At 42.9% G+C, this 18,245-nt stretch carries 14 protein-coding genes and 1 tRNA gene; 14 read left to right on the forward strand and 1 reads right to left on the reverse strand.

The features are described 5' to 3' along the window. Positions 1-562: 562 nt before the first annotated feature. The 14 genes from LU279_RS07425 to ilvC all read left to right on the forward strand — a co-directional run bounded on the left by LU279_RS07425 (position 563) and on the right by ilvC (position 17,161). Entirely contained in the window at positions 563-1,972 is a 1,410-nt protein-coding gene (locus LU279_RS07425) for an MATE family efflux transporter (protein ID WP_330684593.1), read from the forward strand. 191 nt (positions 1,973-2,163) lie between these two features. Next, positions 2,164-2,234, forward strand: a tRNA-Trp gene (locus LU279_RS07430). A 173-nt stretch (positions 2,235-2,407) separates the two neighbouring features. After that, positions 2,408-3,742 carry an MATE family efflux transporter gene (locus LU279_RS07435; RefSeq protein WP_274422056.1) on the forward strand — a complete coding sequence of 445 codons (1,335 nt, stop codon included), beginning with the start codon at positions 2,408-2,410 and terminating at the stop codon, positions 3,740-3,742. A gap of 49 nt (positions 3,743-3,791) precedes the next feature. Continuing rightward, positions 3,792-4,439 carry a trimeric intracellular cation channel family protein gene (locus tag LU279_RS07440; RefSeq protein ID WP_274421947.1) on the forward strand — a complete coding sequence of 216 codons (648 nt, stop codon included), beginning with the start codon at positions 3,792-3,794 and terminating at the stop codon, positions 4,437-4,439. A 242-nt stretch (positions 4,440-4,681) separates the two neighbouring features. Beyond that, positions 4,682-6,646 (forward strand): electron transport complex subunit RsxC, encoded by a 1,965-nt coding sequence (gene rsxC / locus LU279_RS07445; protein WP_274421948.1) that lies wholly within the window; start codon positions 4,682-4,684, stop codon positions 6,644-6,646. 1 nt (position 6,647) lies between these two features. Beyond that, on the forward strand, positions 6,648-7,271 hold the full coding sequence (locus LU279_RS07450) for a methylenetetrahydrofolate reductase C-terminal domain-containing protein (RefSeq protein WP_274421949.1): 624 nt from the start codon (positions 6,648-6,650) through the stop codon (positions 7,269-7,271). Positions 7,272-7,309: 38 nt separating this feature from the next. Then, complete coding sequence (locus LU279_RS07455) at positions 7,310-8,188, forward strand: methylenetetrahydrofolate reductase (protein WP_274421950.1); 879 nt, start codon at positions 7,310-7,312, stop codon at positions 8,186-8,188. Between the two features lie 221 nt (positions 8,189-8,409). Beyond that, on the forward strand, positions 8,410-9,678 hold the full coding sequence (locus LU279_RS07460; RefSeq protein WP_274421951.1) for a M18 family aminopeptidase: 1,269 nt from the start codon (positions 8,410-8,412) through the stop codon (positions 9,676-9,678). 56 nt (positions 9,679-9,734) lie between these two features. Continuing rightward, the gene (locus LU279_RS07465; RefSeq protein WP_274421952.1) at positions 9,735-10,559 is read left to right on the forward strand and encodes a Cof-type HAD-IIB family hydrolase; all 825 of its coding nucleotides are present in this window, start codon (positions 9,735-9,737) and stop codon (positions 10,557-10,559) included. Between the two features lie 69 nt (positions 10,560-10,628). Then, positions 10,629-13,154, forward strand: a complete 2,526-nt coding sequence (locus LU279_RS07470; RefSeq protein WP_274421953.1) for an FAD-dependent oxidoreductase — start codon at positions 10,629-10,631, stop codon at positions 13,152-13,154. Further along, positions 13,154-14,314, forward strand: coding sequence for a M20 metallopeptidase family protein (locus LU279_RS07475; RefSeq protein ID WP_274421954.1), 1,161 nt, complete (start codon positions 13,154-13,156; stop codon positions 14,312-14,314). Before LU279_RS07470 ends, LU279_RS07475 begins: the two co-directional genes overlap by 1 nt. 86 nt (positions 14,315-14,400) lie before the next feature. Further along, positions 14,401-15,453, forward strand: a complete 1,053-nt coding sequence (locus tag LU279_RS07480) for a tyrosine-protein phosphatase (protein ID WP_274421955.1) — start codon at positions 14,401-14,403, stop codon at positions 15,451-15,453. 111 nt (positions 15,454-15,564) lie between these two features. Continuing rightward, the gene (gene ilvN, locus LU279_RS07485) at positions 15,565-16,062 is read left to right on the forward strand and encodes an acetolactate synthase small subunit (RefSeq protein WP_022066689.1); all 498 of its coding nucleotides are present in this window, start codon (positions 15,565-15,567) and stop codon (positions 16,060-16,062) included. 79 nt (positions 16,063-16,141) lie between these two features. Continuing rightward, a complete protein-coding gene (gene ilvC / locus LU279_RS07490) occupies positions 16,142-17,161 on the forward strand; it encodes a ketol-acid reductoisomerase (protein WP_274421956.1) in 1,020 nt (339 codons plus the stop codon). Positions 17,162-17,240: 79 nt separating this feature from the next. Here ilvC and LU279_RS07495 read toward each other — a convergent pair whose 3' ends face one another. Beyond that, positions 17,241-18,119, reverse strand: a complete 879-nt coding sequence (locus LU279_RS07495; RefSeq protein ID WP_274421957.1) for a LysR family transcriptional regulator — start codon at positions 18,117-18,119, stop codon at positions 17,241-17,243. Positions 18,120-18,245 lie beyond the last annotated feature (126 nt).

Below are 18,245 nucleotides of genomic sequence, written 5' to 3' on the forward strand. Positions count from 1 at the left end.
TAACGTATGGAGCTGACTGCTACTAATAGGTCGAGGGCTTGACCAAAAAGCGAGAAAGCGGTCAAGACAGGAAAGAAACAGGACGGAGCAAGCTTGCTTGTGAAGGAGTGGTTCTTAACTGGATTGGACATTTGCGAAGCAAAAGGCACCGAATGACGGAGTCATGAGGTGACCGCGATCGAGCATAAGCAAGGTCAGAATGATTCCAATGTCAACATGTATGTAGTTTTGAAAGTGCAATATGAGTAGCCGGTGAGGCTACTTTTTTTATAGGAAATGAGCTATTTTTTTATTTGCAGAAACTTTTATTTACGTCATTTAGGAACAGCAACCGGAAGGGAATGTCCGGTGACAATGAAGCCAGTACCAGGCAAGGGTACTGGTTTTTTGTACTTAAAATGCTTCCTATATATAAGGCGAAGAGATAAAACAGGGATGTTTTTAGGCATTTTTCTTTTTTCATCATAAAAAACTTGAATATTTTTTCTTTCTATAGTATCCTAATTTTCAGTGCGCTTATGCGGAAGAAGATCAACTTATAAAAGAGGAGAGGAGGAATTTTATGGAAATGACACAGAAGAAAACAGCATTTTGGAGAAAGTTTATAGGAGATAAGGCCTTTTACAAGATGGTTCTTGCGATTGCGATTCCTATCATGATCCAAAATGGAATTACAAATTTTGTCAGTCTTCTTGACAACATTATGATCGGACGGATCGGAACTGAGCAGATGTCAGGAGCGGCCATCGTGAATCAGTTGATTTTTGTATATAATCTATGTATGTTTGGCGGACTGGCAGGTGCGGGTATTTTTACAGCACAGTATTTTGGACAGAAAGATCACGAAGGCGTGCGCCAGACTTTCCGATATAAATTTTGGCTGGCAGTCATCCTGACTGTAGCAACTGCTCTGGTATTTTTAATATCAGGGGATGCCCTGATCCGTATTTATCTTCATGGAGAGGGAAGCGCAGAGGAAATAAGAGCTACATTAATGTATGGAAAACAATATCTTTACATTATGCTGATCGGTCTGCCCCCTTTTATGCTGGGACAGGTATATTCCAGTACACTGAGAGAATGTGGAGAAACTGTTTTGCCTATGAAGGCAGGCGTTACAGCTGTTTGTGTAAACCTTGTTTTCAATTATCTTTTAATTTACGGAAAATTTGGATTTCCTGAATTAGGTGTTAAGGGTGCGGCTATTGCAACTGTACTTTCCCGTTATGTGGAGGTTTTTATTATTCTGATCTGGACGTCCAGAAACACAGAACGGCTTCCTTTTATCAAAGGTTTATACCGTACTCTGAAAGTACCGCGAAATCTGGTATGGAAGATTTTTGTAAAAGGTACGCCGCTGCTTTTAAATGAAGCTTTATGGGCATGCGGAGTGGCTATACTTGCTCAGTGCTATTCCATTCGTGGCTTAAATGTTGTAGCAGCCCAGAATATTTCCAATACAATCAGTAATGTGTTTAATATTGTGTTCATTGCTCTGGGAGATTCGGTTGCTATTGTGGTAGGCCAGCTTCTGGGAGCAGGAGATATGAAAAAAGCCAGGGATACAGATAATAAAATGATTGCGTTTTCTGTATTTTGCTGTGTGGGCGTAGCGCTGGTGCTTCTTTTGATGGCGCCTGTTTTTCCGGAGCTTTACAATACGAATCCGCAGGCAAAAGAGCTGGCCTGTAGGTTTATTATGATCTCAGCGATTTTTATGCCAAACAGCGCGTTTCTTCATGCCGCATATTTTACTTTGCGGTCAGGAGGCAAAACAATCGTTACCTTTTTATTTGACAGCGTATTTATGTGGTGTGTCAGTGTAACCCTTGCTTTTATTTTGAGCAGGTATACAAATCTGTCGGTAGTAGCTATTTTTGCTCTGGTTCAGTCGGCAGACATTATAAAATCACTGATAGGATTTATCCTTGTAAAAAAAGGAGTCTGGCTGCAAAATTTTGTAGCAGAATAAACAGAATGACGAAAGCCGGTATGGGATGAAAAATAAACTCATACCGGTTTTTGACTATCGGCATAAAGAAAGATACCATTTCCTTTGGAAGAATATGTGTAATGGACTACAGGTGAATTATTTTACAAAAAATAACATTCGCCTATTGACAATTGTTTCTTTTGAATGTATAATTCATAAAGTAATCGCAAAGGGGATTGGTCAAATGGTATGATAGGGGTCTCCAAAACCTTTGGTGGGAGTTCGATTCTCTCATCCCCTGCTATTAAGAATCCGGAAATACTTGGAAACAGGTATTTCCGGATTCTTGTTTTATCCGGAAAAATATACAGATTCCAAGTTGTCGTCTGTTGACTTTTTTGTACGAAATATCTTATAATTTTACAGATATCAGAGCGGAAAGGTATAAATGCAACAATGAAAAAAGCAGTAAAAATGGAAAAAAACCTGACAGAGGGAAATATATTAAAGACCATGCTGATTTTTGCGGTTCCCATGATTCTGGGAAATCTTCTTCAGCAGGTCTATAATATTGCCGATACTATGGTGGTAGGCAGGTTTTTGGGAGCGGGAGCTCTGGCTGCAGTAGGGTCTGCCTATACTCTGATGACGTTTCTTACTTCAGTGATCATCGGACTCTGTATGGGAAGCGGAGCAGTATTTTCCATTGCCTATGGAGCGGGAAATGAGCAGGAACTGAAAAAAAGTATGTGGGTATCTTTCCTGTTTGTGGGAATTGTAGCTATAGTCATGAATGTGGCGGTATTTGTATGTACAGAGCCGATTCTTCATCTTCTTCAGATTCCGGAAGAAGTTTATCCTCTGATGCACACTTACATCAGAATTATTTTTGCAGGAATTATTTTTACATTTTTGTATAACTATTTTTCCTGCCTCCTTCGGGCAGTCGGAAATTCTGTAGTGCCTCTGTGGTTTCTGGCAATTTCTTCTATATTGAATATTGTCCTTGATATCTGGTTTGTGGCAGGATTGAACAGAGGCGTGGGAGGAGCTGCAGAAGCTACGGTTCTTGCTCAGGCAGTATCCGGGATCGGAATAGCAGGATATACCATCTGGAAAATTCCGTTTTTGCGGCTGAAGAAAGAACACATGCATATGGAACGGGAAACTTTGAACAGAGTAGTTCAGTATTCCACGCTGACCTGCGCTCAGCAGTCAGTGATGAATTTTGGCATACTGATGATCCAGGGGCTGGTGAACAGCTTTGGGACAGTGATCATGGCAGCTTTTGCTGTGGCAGTAAAAATTGATACTCTGGCATATATGCCGGCGCAGGAATTTGGAAATGCATTTTCACTGTTTGTTTCTCAGAATTACGGAGCAGAGAAATATGACAGGATCCAAAAAGCTTCCGGTCTTGCGGTAAAGGTATCGGCAGGCTTTTGTGTTTGTATTTCAGTGCTGGTGTGGATTTTTGCTGCGCCTCTTATTCGTATATTTTTATCGGGGGCAGAACCGGAGATTGTTTGTGCAGGCGTTCATTATCTCCACATAGAAGGCACTTTTTACTGGGGAATCGGCTGTCTGTTTTTGCTGTATGGTCTGTATAGGGGAATTGAGCGACCGGTAATGTCATTGATCTTGACAGTTCTTTCCCTTGGAACAAGAGTGGTTCTGGCTTATCTTTTTGCGCCCATGCCGCAGTTCGGAGTATCTGCTATCTGGTGGGCGATCCCTGTTGGCTGGATCCTGGCTGATCTGGTGGGATTTCTTTATTATAAAAAGATCCGGAACCGGTTTGGGGCATAATATATCTGAAATAAATTAAGATCAATAGAATGGGGAGAAAAATAAAATTATGCAGGAAATCATTACTTTTATTATGGAAATGATTGGAACCATAGCTTTTGCGGCTTCCGGAGCCATGGTGGGTGTAGGAAGAAGAATGGATATTTTTGGCGTCTGTGTTCTTGGAGTAGTCACTTCTGTAGGCGGCGGTATGATCCGTGATATTGTTCTGGGAATTATTCCTCCGGGGATGTTTCAGAAGCCGGTTTATACTATTGTGGCAACTGCCACTTCCTGTGTGGTATTCTGGGTGCTTTATCTGAAAAAAGAACTTCTGGAAGGCCATTTCAGAGAGATCTATGATCGTTTTATGTTGATCATGGACACCATAGGACTTGGAATTTTTACTGTGGTAGGCGTAAATACAGGAATTCATCACGGGTATATGGACAATACGTTTCTTCTTGTATTTGTGGGAACCATTACAGGAGTCGGCGGAGGCCTTCTGAGAGATATGATGGCAGGAGTTCCACCTTATATCTTTGTTAAGCATATTTATGCCTGCGCTTCTATTGTGGGAGCAGTGGTATGTGTATATATGTCCAGAAGTTTTGGAACGGTAGCGGCAATGGTAGCAGCTTCTGCAGTGGTATTTCTTATCCGATATCTGGCAGCTCACTACAGATGGAATCTCCCAAGGCTGAAAAGAGAAGAATAAGGTAAGGATATACAGGTAATATTTTGCAAGAGGAAAAAGACCGGAGTTTTTTTGTATACAATGCATATTTGTAATGAAAAATATACAATTAAAATGGAAAATATGGCTAATATGTGTTATACTAAAGTGTATTAACTGTAAAGCTGAGTGATCTGCCGGTTGTTTTTCTGAATGCAGAGGGAAAAATAACGCAACAGAGAAGCAGAAAGCTTGTATATCAATTTGACAAGGAAGGTGAGCAATTGGAAAACTACACCAAGTATAAGTTAAAAAGTAACGATGAGCTGGCAGAATTATTAGCAGATAAGGATCATCTGTTCATTGTTGCCTGCAACAAGTGCTTCAAGGAATTTGATACTATTGAAGAACCGGAATGTGGTGAGTTTGAGAAATTTGCTGCTGAGCAGGGAAAAACAGTTACAGGCAGTGTAAAGGTTGATTTTCTGTGCAACAAAACTCAGACTGAGAAAAAATTACAGGACATTATTCCGGAGGGAACAGAAAATGTTATTGTGATTTCCTGTGGACTGGGTATTCAGACAGTTGCAGACCTTGCAGGTAAGCCTGTATATGCTGCCAGCAATTCTCTGAACTATACCGGACATCACGGAATGGCTCTGACCAAAAAGAGCTGTGATGCCTGCGCACAGTGTTATCTGAACCTTACAGGAGGCATCTGTCCTATCGTTGACTGTTCCAAGAGTCTTGTCAACGGACAGTGCGGCGGTGCAAAGGACGGCAAATGCGAGGTGGATGGAAACAAGGACTGCGCATGGGAGAAAATTTACAGAAGACTTGAAAAGCAGGGACGTCTTGAGGAATTTTTAAATCAGCCGGTACAGCTTCGCGATTATTCCAAAACCAATTTCAAGGTGATCAATGATTATGTGAAAGCTGTCCGCGAAGAAAGATTCGCAGGCTACTATGGCGGCGTTCATCCATCAGAGCGCAAGGAGTTCAGTGAACATCTTTCTCTTAAAAGATTTCCGGAGCCGAAGACAGTTGTTATTTCCATGTCACAGCATCTGGGAGCTCCTGCAGATCCAATTGTGCAGGTGGGCGATACCGTTAAGGTAGGTCAGAAGATCGGTGAGGCATCTGCCTTTATCAGCGCTCCTGTACATTCAAGTGTCAGCGGAACTGTAGTCGCAGTAGAGCCACGTCTTCACGCCACCAGAGGCAGTGAGGTTATGGCTGTTGTAATTGAATCTGATGGAAAAAATACTCTGCATGAATCTGTAAAACCGCATAAAGGATATGAAGAACTTACACCGGATGAGATTATCGAAATTGTCCGTGAGGCAGGAATCGTAGGTATGGGCGGCGCAGGTTTCCCAACTGCTGTTAAATTAAAGCCAAATAAACCGATCGAAGCAGTTCTTCTGAACGGGTGTGAATGTGAGCCTCTGCTGACTGCAGATCACAGAGTACTTCTGGAATTTGCAGATGATATTATCTACGGTCTGAAAGCAGTGCTTAAGACTGTTGATGCACAGAAAGGTATCATCGTGATCGAGGACAACAAGCCAGATGCTATTGCGCTGATGGAAGAGAAGCTTGCCGACTGCGATAACATTGAAGTTGTTACAGCAAAGACCAAATATCCGCAGGGAGCAGAAAAAACTCTGATCAAGCGTGTAATGGGAAGAACCGTTCCGAAGGGCGGGTTGCCGGCAGATGTGGGAGTTGTTGTCAGCAACATCAGTACCGTTAAGGCTATTTCTGATGCGATCTGTACAGGAATGCCGCTGATCGAACGTGTGGCAACAGTGACCGGAGAAAAGATCAAAAATCCTGGAAATTATATTGTCAAGATCGGTACCAGTGTAAAAGAAATGATCGACTACTGCGGCGGAACAACAGATGATGATGTTACGATCAAAATGGGCGGTCCAATGATGGGATTTGAGCTTACTGATCTCAATGTTCCTATGATGAAGGGCTCCAATGGAATCATTGCCATTGATACTGACCGGACTCAGCCTGTGGAGTGTATCAAATGCGGACGCTGCGTAGACGTCTGTCCAATGGAACTTTCACCGCTGTATTTTGCAAAATTTGCGGATGAGCAGAACTGGCAGGGTATGAAGGACATGAATGTAATGGACTGTGTGGAATGCCGTTCCTGTGAATTTATCTGTTCCTCCAAGATTCCGTTAGTAAGCAAGATCAAAGCCGGAAAAAATGCGATAAGGGAGATGAAGTGATATGCTGATTACTGAACTGAAATCAAAGGAAACTATCGCATCACTGGTGGACGGAAAAAAGGTTTTTATGATCAACTGCCAGGGATGTAAGGAAGTACATTTCCCGGAAAAAGAATCCATGGAACTCCGTAGGGAGCTGGCTGCTGACGGGAAGTTGACAGGTTTTATTACAACCGACTATATCTGTAATCCGGAAAATATGAAACTGCGTCTTGAGAAGCACATGGGAGAAATTCAGGAGGCGGATGCTGTTCTGGTGCTTTCCTGTGGAGTAGGAGTACAGACAATTGCGGAATATCTTGAAGATAAGCCGGTATATGCAGCCTGTGATACATATCCGCTGCCGGGATTCCAGGGAGTGACTCCTTTGGAGTATAACTGTGACCAGTGCGGCGAATGTTATCTGAACTTAACCGGAGGAATCTGCCCTATCACGGCCTGTTCCAAGAGCCTTGTCAATGGACAGTGCGGTGGCTGTAAGGATGGAAAATGTGAAGTGGACAGCGAAATGGAGTGTGGATGGGAGCGTATTTACAGACGTCTGGCACAGATCGGACGCCTGGATGTGCTGAAATGTCCCACACAGATCCGAAATTACGCAACTGATGATGAAGTGTCCAAATAAGACAACGGTTAAAATTTATAGAGTAGGAGCAATGTACAATGAAAATTACGGAAGCATTTGAACGTGGCGAATTTGCGGTAACAGCAGAAGTAGGACCGCCGAAAGGAATTCACATTGAAGGATTACTGGAAGAAGCAAAAACATATTTAAGTGATATTACAGCGGTAAACGTAACAGATAATCAGTCTTCTGTTATGCGCCTCGGCTCTCTGGGGGTATGTAAGGCTCTTAAAGATGAAGGGCTTACTCCTATTTTTCAGCTTACCTGCCGAGACAGAAACCGTATTGCGCTTCAGTCTGATCTTTTAAGCGCAGCAATGCTGGGAATTGAAAACCTTCTGCTTCTGACAGGCGACCATACAAAAATGGGTGATCACCCGCAGGCAAAACCGGTATTTGATCTGGATTCTGTATCTTTGATCCATACTGTGAAACAGCTGGAAGAAGGAATGGATCTGGGTGGAAATCAGCTGGTAGGAGAACCGCCTAAATTTGCAAAAGGTGCTGTTGTGTCTCCGTGCAGTGACTCTGTTGATGCTCAGCTTGCAAAAATGGAACGTAAAGTAGCTGCCGGTGCGGATTATTTCCAGACTCAGGCTGTTTTTGAACCTGAAAAATTTATCAAATTTATGGAAAAAGCAAAACAGTTTGGCAAACCGGTTCAGATTGGTATTATCATTCCGAAATCAGTGGGAATGGCAAGATTCATGAATGCAAATGTTGCAGGTGTTCATGTTCCGGAAGATATGATCAATGAGCTGAAAGCTGACAAGGAAAAGACAAAAGCCGGTATTACCGGAGTTGAGATCGCTGCACGTATTATCAGAGAATGTAAGCCATACTGTCAGGGTGTACATATTATGGCATTAGGCTGGGAATCCAAAGTTCCGGAAGTTCTGAAACTGGCAGGAATCTGATAAAGCAGTCTTTTTGTAAAGAATATGATAAAATAGTTATTGAGGCATCGGAATTGTGTTCCGGTGCCTCTTTGCATTAAGAACAGAAGTGTTCTTATTACCGGGAAAATAGCTGTAACAATAAAAATGGATAAAAAAGGTCGCATTTCAGTTTTTCGTTGCTTTACAGTGAATAATAACGTATAATAGAAAGGAGTCAAAAGATAAAGGGGTAAGTAAAAATGTATTACGAAACAGCAGAAAAATTACTTGAATTTATCAGAAAAAGTCCAACTGCTTTTCATGCAGTGGATACAATGAAAACAACACTGACCGGACATGGTTTTCAGGAGCTTTCAGAAAAAGAACGGTGGAACCTGAGTCCCGGCGGAAATTATATGGTTACAAGAAACAATTCAGCGCTGATCGCTTTTTCCATTCCGGAAAAAGCACCGTACAGTTTTCATATTATGGCAAGTCACAGTGATTCTCCGACTTTTAAGATTAAGGAAAATCCTGAGATTACAGTAGAAAATGCTTATGTGAAACTGAATGTGGAAAAATACGGGGGGATGCTTATGTCTCCGTGGTTTGACCGTCCTCTGTCTGTGGCAGGAAGAGTGGTTGTACGGGAAAACGGAGAGCTGAAAGAAAAACTGGTTGACATTGACAGAAATCTCCTTATGATTCCCAGTCTTGCCATTCATATGAACAGAGAAGTAAATTCAGGATATGCTTATAATCCGCAGAAAGATCTGCTTCCGCTGTATGGAACAGCAGGAACAAAAGAACCCTTTGGCAAACTGATCGCAGAGGCGGCAGGAACCAGTGAGGAAAATGTTTTAAGCCATGACCTGTTTCTGTATAACCGGGTTCAGGGAACCGTGTGGGGAGCTGAACGGGAATTTGTTTCTGCTGGAAGACTGGATGATCTTCAGTGTGCTTTTGCATCTCTGGAAGGTTTTCTTTCAGGCAATAAAAAAGAGAGCATTACAGTACACTGTGTCCTTGATAATGAGGAAGTGGGAAGCGGAACCAGACAGGGTGCAGCGTCAACATTTTTGAAGGATACTTTGCTTCGCATTAATTCCGGACTGGGCAGAACTTATGAGGAATATCTGATGTGTCTGGCAGACAGCTTTATGATCTCAGCCGACAATGCTCACGCTCTTCATCCGAATTATACAGATCAGTCTGACCTGGTAAACCACCCGGTTCTGAACGGCGGAATTGTCATTAAATATAATGCAAATCAGAAATATTGCACAGATGCGGTATCAGCAGCTGTATTTAAGGAAATATGTACAAAAGCGGATGTTCCGTATCAGACCTTTGTAAACCGTTCCGATATGGCAGGCGGTTCTACGCTGGGAAATATTTCCAATACTCAGGTGCCGGTAAGCACAGTGGATATCGGGCTTCCTCAGCTTGCCATGCATTCTCCTTATGAGACGGCAGGTGTAATGGATACTTACAGTCTTGTAAAAGCAGCAGAACTGTTTTTTGCATAAAAGAGTGCAGGCGGATTTTGGAAATAACAGCATAAAAGAAAGACAGACGAGGAAAAATGAATAAAAAAGCAGTATTTTTTGATGCGGACGGTACTGTCTGCGATATAGAAAAGGGAGTTCCGGACAGCGCGGTAAGAGCGATCACACAGCTTGTCAGAAACGGTCATGAGGCGTGGCTTTGTACAGGCAGAAGCCGGGCGTTTGTTCCGGGATATCTGGAGCAGATTCCTTTTACCGGAATGATCAGCGCCTGTGGGGCTACTATAGAGAAGAACGGCGAACGACTGTTTAACAAAGAGATGTCTTCTGAAGTTGCGGATCTTTCTGTAAAAATTCTGCGCAGATACGGTCTGATTCCCGTTATGGAAGGCGCTGACTTTATGTACTATGATAAGGATGAGTACACGTTGGAAGTAAACTGGTACCGGGATCTGATCACAGAGGCTCTTGGACCAAAATGGCGTCCCATTAAAGGAAATGAAAATTCTATGAGGATCAATAAGATCAGCGCAAAAATGAAGAAGGGCTGTAATTCAGAGCAGGCGCTGAAGGAACTGTCTGCTTACTATGATGTGATCCGTCATGAAAATAATTCTTTTGTGGGTACCACAGTGGAACTGATCCCAAAGGGATGCAGTAAGGCTGCGGGAATTGCGGCTGTGTGCAGGATTTACAATATTCCGTGGGAAGATACGGTTGTCTTCGGAGACAGCAACAATGATCTTTCCATGTTTGAATATGCGGCAACAAAAGTGGCAATGGGAAATGCCTCACAGAAAATAAAAGAGCTGGCAGATTATATTACCACGGATATGTTCCATTATGGAATAAAAAACGGGCTGGAAAAGCTGGGGCTGATCGGAACAGGCAACAGATCCTGACAGGCAGGAACAGATTTTTGGGTCTGAAAATGATAAATGATAAATTCACAGGAAAGAGAGGGATTTTAAATGAAAACACTTGAATTGCGTGATGGTTTTTACTGGGCGGGAATCGTAGATGATAATCTCAGAGTATTTGATATTATCATGTATACGGAATTTGGAACTACTTATAATTCCTATGTATGGAAAGCAGGAGATAAGGTGGTTCTTTTTGAGACAGCCAAGGAGAAATTTTTTGACGAATACCTTGACAAATTGAAAGAAATCATTGATGTCACAAAAATTGATTATCTGATCGTGGATCACACAGAACCGGACCATGCAGGCAGCATTGGAAGACTTTTGGAGTACAGCCCTCAGATGAAAATCGTGGCAACAGGCTGTGCCATCGGATTCCTGAAAGAAATTGTAAATCATGATTTTACTTCTATTGCAGTAAAAGATAATCAGACCATGGAGATCGGCGGAAAAACTCTCCGTTTCCTTGTGGTTCCCAACCTTCACTGGCCGGATACCATGTATACTTACATTGAAGAAGAGCAGCTTCTTGTAACCTGCGATTCTTTTGGTTCCCATTATGGTTTCCATGATGTTCTTGCCAGCAAAGTCACAGATCATGAAGGATATATGCGGGCTACAAAATATTATTTTGACTGTATTATCGGACCGTTTAAACCGTTTATGTTAAAGGCTCTGGATAAGGTACGCCAGCTTGATGTTTCCATGATCTGCCCTGGACACGGCCCGGTAATCGATGAAAACATTGACAGTATGTATAATGTTTATGAGGAATGGTGTACAGTTGTCAATCCAAACCAGAAAAAAACAGTCATTATTCCATATGTAAGCGCATATGGTTATACGAAGCAGCTTGCAGAAGAAATCGCGAAAGGTATTCAGGACAGCGGCGATATTGATGTCAGAAGTTATGATCTTGTGGAGGCTGATCAGGACAGGGTACTGGAAGAACTGGGCTTTGCAGACGGTATTCTGTTCGGTACTCCAACAATTGTAGGAGAGGCCTTAAAACCGATCTGGGATCTGACAACTTCCATGTTTGCCGGAACACACGGCGGAAAGCTTGCAAGCGCTTTTGGAAGCTACGGATGGAGCGGAGAGGGAGTTCCTCACATTATTGAAAGACTGAAGCAGCTTCGCATGAAAGTTGTGGACGGCCTGAGAATCCGTTTTAAACCAGGTGAAAATAATCTTCTGGATGCTTATGAGTACGGATATAATTTTGGATGTATTCTTCAGAAAAAAGAAAATCCGAAGAAAAAAGGAACACGCACACTGGTAAAATGTCTTGTCTGCGGTGAAATTTTTGATTCATCCATGGAAATATGCCCGGTCTGCGGCGTGGGAAAAGAGAATTTTGTGCCTGTTGATGCAGAAGAGAGCAGCTTCCACAAGGATACAGATAATTTTTATGTGATTCTTGGAAACGGTGCAGCTGGTTTAAGTGCGGCAAAAGCAATCCGTGAAAGAGATAAAACAGGATCTGTGATCATGATCTCAAATGAGCCTTATCCTACGTACAACCGTCCTATGCTGACAAAATCCATGGTAGCGGAGCTGGATGCAAAAGAAATCCTGGTTGAGCCGGAATCCTGGTATCAGGAAAATAATATCCATGTTCTTCTTGAAAAAGAAGTGACAGGCATCCATACAGATAAAAAAGAGGTAGCACTTTCTGACGGAACTGTTCTGAAATATACAAAACTTATTTATGCACTGGGATCTGAATGCTTTGTTCCTCCTATTCCGGGAACGGACAAGCCTGAGGTTGTTGCTATCCGCCGTATGAGGGATATTGAAAAGATTGAGGCAATGCTGGACAGAGTACAGAATGTAGTTGTGATCGGCGGAGGTGTTCTTGGTCTGGAAGCTGCCTGGGAGCTGAAAAAAGCCCGCAAACAGGTAGTTGTCCTGGAGGCTGCACCTCAGATCATGGGACGTCAGCTGGACGAGGGAGCAAGTCAGATGCTTACAGAGATCAGCAGAAGCAATGGAATTGAGATCCATGCAGGAGTGCAGATCGCATCAATTGAGGGAGAAAGCTCTGTAACAGGAGTAAAACTGGCTGACGGAAGAGAATTCCCGGCAGAGCTGGTGATCGTTTCTGCGGGAGTACGCGCAAATGTGGGAGCTGCAAAAAATGCAGGTCTTGAAATCAACAGAGGTATTGTGGTCAATGCAGATATGAGTACCAGTGACGAGGATATTTTTGCCTGTGGTGACTGTGCGGAATATGAAGGGATCAATTATGCAATCTGGCCTCAGGCTTTGGAGCAGGGCAAAGTTGCAGGAGCCAATGCGGTCGGAGATCAGCTGACATATACTACTGTATCAGCAGGACTTTCCTTCCATGGAATGAACACAGGTCTTTATGCGATCGGAGATAATGGAAAAAATCCAAATCTTATTTACAGAACTGTGGAATTTAAGGATATGGGACGTAAGCAGTATGAGAAATATTATTTCCTGAATAACCGTCTCTGCGGAGCGATTCTTATTGGCGATACTTCAAAAATGGCTTTTGTTACAGAAGCAGTGGAACAGAAAAAAACATTTAAAGAGATGTTCAGCTAATGAGAGAGGCAGAAAATTACAAAGAAGAGCTGCTTCGGCACAGGCACTATTTTCATATGCATCCGGAGCTTGGGCTGGAAGAACAGGAAACATCCGCATATATAAAGAGTTATCTGGAAAAACTGGGGTATGAAATTACCCCGGTTTTTCCTACAGGAATAATCGCAGAATTACCGGAGCTGAAGAAAAGAGAAAAAACAGTGGTAGTAAGGGCAGAAATGGATGGTCTTCCTATGGAAGAAAAGACAGGGCTTCCCTATGCTTCTGTAAATCCGGGCCGTATGCATGCCTGCGGACATGACGGTATCCTGGCAGTGGCTTTGACTTTGTGCGGTATTCTTTCAGAGGAAAAGGAAGAATTTCCGGTAAACGTAAGATTTTTGTTTGAGCCGGCAGAAGAAATCGGGGAAGGCGCAAAGAGAATGATAAAAGCAGGGGCGCTGAATGGCCCGGCAGATGCCTTCCTGATGTTTCATTTTGCTGTGGATATGCCTTTTGGAATGGCGGTTCATGAAGGCCAGGCCTCTGCTATGATTGCGGGAATCGGAATTGAAGTAAAAGGAAAGGCCAGCCACTGGAGTGAGGCACATAAAGGCATTGACAGTATTTATGCAGGCGCCAGAGTGATTCAGGAGATACACGATCTGAATGAAAGCTATCAGGGACAGGCTCCCTGTCTTGTGGGAATTGGAACGGCTCATGGAGGCGAATACGGAAATATTATTGCAGATTCCATGATGCTTACCGGAAACATACGAGCCTGCCGGGAAGAAGATTTCCAGGCACTGTACAGTATTCTGGAAAAAAGACTGAAAAATATAGAAAAAGAAACTGGGGCAAAGATCACGTTGAAGCTTTTGAAAGAGCCGGTACTTTCTTTTGCAAACGACCCTGAGTTTACAGAACTTGCAGCAAAGACCGGTCAGGAGATTTTTGGGGAGCGTTTCATTCTTGAGGGAGAGGATGAACTGTTTCTGGCAGGGGACAATGCCTATCGGTATTTCCAGAAAACCAGAGGAATATTTCTTGTTTTTCTGGCAGCAGTTCCGGGAAAAGAATATCCTCTTCATCATCCGCAGATGGAGCTGGATGAGAATATTTTTCCGTATAGTCTGGAAACGGTTTATCAGATGATAAAAAGAATGGGAAAAGTCTGCTGAACCTGTACACAGGCTACAGGGGGTAAGAGAAAGAGAGAAAAAGCCAATGGAAAAACATGGCGGAAATCTGCGTTGGGGGGATCATTATGAAATATGGAAAAATAAGGATTGAGGATGGAAATCTGGTCTTTGCCAGACATATGATGATGAATTATCTTCCGTGCAGGGATATCCTGTGGGTTTATAAAAGACAGGAGGGTGTGGAAGGCGGCGCCCAGAAGCAGATCAGTACCAGTTATCTGGTGGTTGTGACCAGAAGGCGCAAACGTTATAAATTTGATATGACAGACAGAGAGGTAAGAGATTGTGTACAGCTTCTGAAGGCACTGAATCCTGATATTGTGGTGGGTTTCCCGAAAGGGGGAAAGATCCATCTTCAGAGTCTTCCGAATACCAGGGATCTGGGGGCGCTGATGACAGAGGACGGAAGGCATATCCTTCCCAGACGTCTTTTGAGAAGCGGCAGCCTCTATCATATTTCTCTGACAGATCAGGACGTTCTTACAGAAGAATATCGTCTTACAGAAGTGATCGATTTCAGAACTCAGAAGGAAATTCTGGAAAAACCGGATACTCTGATTGAGGGTGTGCGTTATTATGAGATTCCCATTGTGGATGAAGAAACAGCAGGAATTTCTCAGGCGGGAAGTCTTTTGGAGCTGGTTACAGAGCCTGGGCAGATTCCGGAGGATTTTTTACATGATCAGTACCGCAGCTTTATCAGAGATGAGTATTCAGTAAAGCAGTATGCCCGTTTTATGGATATTCTTCTGAATCATGAGAAGGGGGCTGTTCTGTGGCACTGCAGTGCAGGCAAAGACCGTGCAGGCATTGGCACTGCTCTGGTTCTCTGCGCTCTTGGAGTTCCCAGAAGAACTATCCGGGAGGACTTTCTGAAAACAAATCTTTATCTGGAAGAAGAGATGCAGCATATGGTCCGTTATCTGGAAACAAAAACGATTGTAGATAATAAGGTTATGGATAAAGTGCGGATGCTTTATAAAGTAAAAGGGGAATACCTGGACACTGTTTTTGACACAATTGAACAAGATTATGGTTCTGTGGAACGTTTTCTGAAAAAGGCTCTTTATCTGACTCCTAAGGCGATTGAAGTTCTGAAAAATAAATATCTTGTATAAACTGTACATTTTTACATTGACAAATGACTCATTCTTGCTATAATGATAACCATGCAGAGCTTTTTATGAAGTAAAGGTTTACAGGACTAAAGTGGTGAAAGCAGGTGTATTATGCAAAAGAGGATTTTGTCCCTGTTAGTAGATAATACCGCAGGTGTGCTCAGTCGTATTTCCGGACTTTTCAGCCGGAGAGGTTATAATATTGACAGTCTTTCTGTTGGTGTTACAGCAGATGAGCGGTTTTCCAGAATGACAGTTGTATGCAGTGGAGATGCTCTGATTCTGGAACAGATCACAAAACAGCTTGCAAAGCTGGTAGATGTAAGAGATATCAAGGTACTGGAACCGGATAACAGCGTCAGCAGAGAGCTGGTCCTGGTAAAGGTTGCAGCGAAACCGGAGCAGAGAGAAGGAATTATATCCATTGCAAATATTTTCCGTGCCAATGTAATTGACGTTGGAAAGGATTCCCTTGTAATTGAGCTTACCGGAAGCAAAAGTAAGCTGGGAGCTTTTGTGGATCTTCTGGAGGACTATGAGATTCTGGAGCTTGCCAGAACAGGAATCACAGGACTTTCCAGAGGTGCGGCGGATGTAAGATTTTTCTGATTTTCAAGTTGGATTGCTGAGGGGAATCCCTTGACGATATATTATGAAAAAATTTATAAAAACTTAGGAGGAAATGAAAATGGCAAACAGGATTTTTTATCAGGAAGACTGTAATTTAAGTTTACTGGACGGTAAGACCATTGCGATTATCGGTTACGGTAGCCAGGGACATGCTCATGCGCTGAATTTAAAGGAGTCAGGATGCCATGTTATCATTGGTCTGTATGAGGGAAGCAGATCCTGGAAAAAGGCAGAAGAGCAGGGATTTGAAGTATATACAGCGGCAGAGGCTGCAAAAAAAGCAGACATTATTATGATCCTGATCAACGATGAGAAGCAGGCTGCTCTTTATAAAAATGATATTGAACCGAATCTTGAGGAAGGCAATATGCTGATGTTTGCCCATGGATTTAATATCCATTATGGATGTATTGTGCCTCCGAAGAATGTAGACGTTACTATGATCGCTCCGAAGGGACCGGGACATACTGTAAGAAGTGAGTATCAGGCAGGAAAAGGAGTTCCGTGTCTGGTAGCGGTTCAGCAGGATGCAACAGGAAAAGCTCTTGACATGGCGCTTGCTTATGCCCTTGGAATCGGCGGAGCAAGAGCAGGTGTTCTGGAAACAACCTTCCGTACAGAAACAGAAACAGATCTTTTTGGCGAGCAGGCAGTTCTCTGCGGTGGTGTGTGCGCGCTGATGCAGGCTGGTTTTGAAACTCTCTGTGAGGCAGGATATGATCCGAGAAATGCGTATTTTGAATGTATCCATGAGATGAAGCTGATCGTGGATCTGATCTATCAGTCCGGATTTGCAGGAATGAGATATTCTATTTCTAATACTGCTGAATATGGCGATTATATTACAGGACCAAAGATCATTACAGAAGATACCAAGAAGGCAATGAAGAAGATTCTTGCTGATATTCAGGACGGTACTTTTGCAAAAGACTTCCTTTTGGATATGTCTTCTGCAGGAGGACAGGTTCACTTTAAGGCAATGAGAAAGCTTGCCGCAGAGCATGAATCTGAAAAAGTCGGTGAAGAGATCCGTAAGCTTTACAGCTGGAATGGCGAGGATAAGCTGATCAACAACTAAAATGAAGTATACCGGAGGACAGGAAATGAGAAGTTTCCTGTCCTTTTAAGGTTTTGTGTCAAGTTTTGGGGCGGGATTTTCAAATATCGGGGAAAAAGTATTGAAGCAGGGGAAGTCCTCTGTCTTTTTTTCTGCACACAAAACCGATTTCCCGATCCGGGAAATCAAATTCCAGAGGAATTTCGCAGAGGGTACCATTGTTCAGCTCCGGTTCCACAAACTGACGGATAACACCTGCGATCCCCAGTCCTGTTTCAGCAAACCGAATTAAAAGATCCATAGTGGAAACTTCCAGAATATGAGTTGGTTCCATATGATGTTCCCTCATTCTGGAATTTATAGTCTGGCGTGAGATATTTTCTTCGTCAAGCATCATAAATACTGCATTGTGACAAAGAGGCTCACCAGGGTAGAGCTTATGCAGATTTTTTAAATACTGTCCGGTAGACACGAAGGTATCGCTGACTGTCATAACTGGGCGGAAATAATACCCATGAAGATTGTGGGGCCTGCCGATCAGCCCTATGTCAATTTTTTCTTCATCAAGAAGCTTCAGCGTCTGATAGGTAGACTGGCAGGAAATATTGATGCGTACCTGGGGATGAGACGATATATAAGGTTTCAGCTTCGGAAGCAGAACATACCGGCAGAGCGTAGTGCTGGTTCCAATACGGAGCTGAGGAACATTTCGGGAACGGTTATGGAGAATGGAACGCTCTCCTTCATCAATAAGCTCAAAGGCGGTCTGTATTTTTTCCAAAAGAGTTTTTCCATCAGAGGTAAGGGTGACTCCTCTGGAATTTCTTTTAAAAAGCTGAGTGTCAAGATTGTGTTCAAGCTTCTGAACAGCGCGGCTTACAGCGGGCTGGCTGATGTACAGTTCCTTTGCGGCTCCAGATATACTGCCTGTTTTTCCTGTAACATAAAAAATATGATAAAGGGATAAATTTTCCTGCATAATAAGCCCTCCTAATATAACTATATAGTATAATAAGTATGAATAATATGTATTTGTATTATATCAGATCCTGTGATAAAATGACATCATAAAAAGAACATGATCTGCGGTTTTTATAAAAGGCTG

The organism is Blautia sp. XA-2221, assembly GCF_028767025.1.
Classification (GTDB): Bacteria; Bacillota; Clostridia; order Lachnospirales; family Lachnospiraceae; genus Blautia_A.

Coding starts and splice junctions, on each gene's coding strand:
- LU279_RS07475 (WP_274421954.1), top strand. CDS start 13,154: ATGAGAGAGGCAGAAAATTACAAAGAAGAGCTGCTTCGGCACAGGCAC.
- ilvC (WP_274421956.1), top strand. CDS start 16,142: ATGGCAAACAGGATTTTTTATCAGGAAGACTGTAATTTAAGTTTACTG.
- LU279_RS07435 (WP_274422056.1), top strand. CDS start 2,408: ATGGAAAAAAACCTGACAGAGGGAAATATATTAAAGACCATGCTGATT.
- LU279_RS07440 (WP_274421947.1), top strand. CDS start 3,792: ATGCAGGAAATCATTACTTTTATTATGGAAATGATTGGAACCATAGCT.
- LU279_RS07465 (WP_274421952.1), top strand. CDS start 9,735: ATGAATAAAAAAGCAGTATTTTTTGATGCGGACGGTACTGTCTGCGAT.
- LU279_RS07495 (WP_274421957.1), bottom strand. CDS start 18,119: ATGCAGGAAAATTTATCCCTTTATCATATTTTTTATGTTACAGGAAAA.
- ilvN (WP_022066689.1), top strand. CDS start 15,565: ATGCAAAAGAGGATTTTGTCCCTGTTAGTAGATAATACCGCAGGTGTG.
- LU279_RS07450 (WP_274421949.1), top strand. CDS start 6,648: ATGCTGATTACTGAACTGAAATCAAAGGAAACTATCGCATCACTGGTG.
- LU279_RS07460 (WP_274421951.1), top strand. CDS start 8,410: ATGTATTACGAAACAGCAGAAAAATTACTTGAATTTATCAGAAAAAGT.
- LU279_RS07470 (WP_274421953.1), top strand. CDS start 10,629: ATGAAAACACTTGAATTGCGTGATGGTTTTTACTGGGCGGGAATCGTA.
- LU279_RS07455 (WP_274421950.1), top strand. CDS start 7,310: ATGAAAATTACGGAAGCATTTGAACGTGGCGAATTTGCGGTAACAGCA.
- LU279_RS07425 (WP_330684593.1), top strand. CDS start 563: ATGGAAATGACACAGAAGAAAACAGCATTTTGGAGAAAGTTTATAGGA.
- LU279_RS07480 (WP_274421955.1), top strand. CDS start 14,401: ATGAAATATGGAAAAATAAGGATTGAGGATGGAAATCTGGTCTTTGCC.